We start from the raw sequence: 1,936 nt of genomic DNA, 5'->3' as shown, positions 1-1,936 counted from the left end.
TCGGTACGAGATGCATAAGGAATCTCTTCTGTTGTAGTGATTTCTTGATGCTCAACTTTTGGTTCCGCTGGTTGTTCCGTCTTACCGGCCAACAAAGCTTCAACCTTGGCTTTCAACTCATTGTAGCGAGCTTCATATGCCACAAAACCTTTTTGACCTTCTGGACTCTTCATTGCCTTCTTTGCGGTAGGAAGGTAGTCAGTAGCTTCCGCCAAGCTATCTTCTAATCCAGCTTTGTTGTCCTCATCATCCGGATTAGCTTTATAGTCAGCAATGAAAGCCTCTACATTATCAAGCATTCTTTTGAATTTAAGCGCAATGTTTCGCTCTGCTCCATCTGGAATTTCTTCATCTTCCGCCGGTGTTTCTTCTGCATGCACTGTTGGAATTTGATATAAATCTGGAGCTACATGATACGTTGCTACTCCAAGAGCGTTTAAAGCAAGTATTGAAATCCCTAACTTTAATAATTTTTTTCTACTCATTCTTTTTCCCTTAATTCATTTAATATATAGTAAGGAAGAGAGGAAATATTTCTACTCTCCTCTTACTATATGATACTAACGTTCAGCTTTACGCTTCCAAACTAGAAGTCCAGCAAGTCCTAGAGCTAGGGCAGCAAGTACTCCAAAGATTGAAGATGCTTCAGAACCTGTATTTGGCAATGTTTTCTTAGGTTCTGCAGGAGGAACGGTTCCACCTGGTGGCGGAGTTTGTGGTTTTTCTGGTGTTGGTGGTGTTGGTGGGAACACTACAACTTTGTTGGTAGGCTTTGGATTTGGATTATGGTTAAAGCTTACTTTAGCTGTATTTGGTACACCAGCAGCGAATTGTGTAAAATCTGTTCCTTCTTTGAAGTTAGTGTAAAGTACAAGACGTACAGTACTTCCCTTCAAGGCTTCAAGAACATCCTTGTCGCTGATTTCAAGAGTCACAAGATTTTCAGTTTCATCGTAAGTAACAGTAGCAATTGCTTCCAACTCTTTACCTACTAATTCACCGCGGTCATTTGAAGACTTACTCAATTTATCAATAGCTGCTTGAAGCTTAGTTTGAGCTTCTTTTAGTTTCTTGATTTCATTTTCAAGTTTCTCTTGTTGTTGTTTCTTATCAGCTGGTGCTAATTCTGCTTCTTTCTCTGCTGGTGCTTGAAGTTTAGCCAAGTTTTCTTCAGCTGCTTTCAACTCTGCTTCCAAGCTTGCAAGATCTTGACTTGGCTCGCTAGTTGCAGGTTTCTTATCTTCTGTTGCAGAAAAATCAGATGTAGCTGGAGTTGTTTCTTCAGTAGCTGTTGCTGGAGTAGCTGGTGTTGTAGTTTCAGCTGGTTTAGCTGGTTGTGCTGCCTTAGCTGCTTCCAACTTCGCTTTCAATTCAGCTACTTTCGCTTCCGCCGCTTTCAAATCTTCCTTCTTGTTAGCCTCTGTTGAAGTCTCATCAGTTGACTTACCTGTCAAAGCTTTGAGTTCTTTCTCAGACTGTTCAAGTTGAGCTTGAAGAGCTGCTTTGATCTTGTCAAACTGAGCATTTTCAACTTTAAGAGCGATACGGTCTTTGTTGACTTTCAAGACTGAATCGATTTTATCCGTGATCGTAAAGCTAGTCAAGTCTGTCTTGATAAGACGACCATATTGATCCTTCTTAGCATTTCCGTTTTCATCTACTGGATCTGTTGGGATCGGTGTAGTGATATCGAATCGGAAGGTATCTAAAGCGTTTGGCAAGTGGTATTCTTTATCAGGTTTAGATCCATCTTCTGGCCCAACAGACTTAGCTGGTTCACCTGGTGTTGGATCTGTTGGTTTTTCTGGGTCACGCGGTTTCACCGTTACCGGTTTTGATTCCTTGCTGCCAGATTGACTATTGGCATCCTTGAAGTTAACACTTGCTTTGTTTGGTACCAATTGATCCTTATAAGGAGTCAAATCGCTATGCGCTT

1 protein-coding gene and 1 pseudogene are annotated in these 1,936 nt (G+C 41.2%); both read right to left on the bottom strand.

Annotated features, from left to right (window positions below; translation table 11 throughout):
- Nucleotides 1–485 (bottom strand): annotated as a pseudogene (locus tag M1F63_RS10070) (G5 domain-containing protein); the annotation flags it as partial.
- 75 nt (nt 486–560) lie between these two features.
- Nucleotides 561–1,936, bottom strand: a 1,376-nt coding sequence (locus M1F63_RS10065) for an LPXTG cell wall anchor domain-containing protein (RefSeq protein WP_247941326.1), incomplete at its 5' end; no start/stop codon positions are given.

This window comes from Streptococcus oralis (assembly GCF_023109155.1).
Taxonomy (GTDB): domain Bacteria; phylum Bacillota; class Bacilli; order Lactobacillales; family Streptococcaceae; genus Streptococcus; species Streptococcus oralis_BZ.
This window is presented reverse-complemented; position numbering and strand designations above follow the sequence as displayed.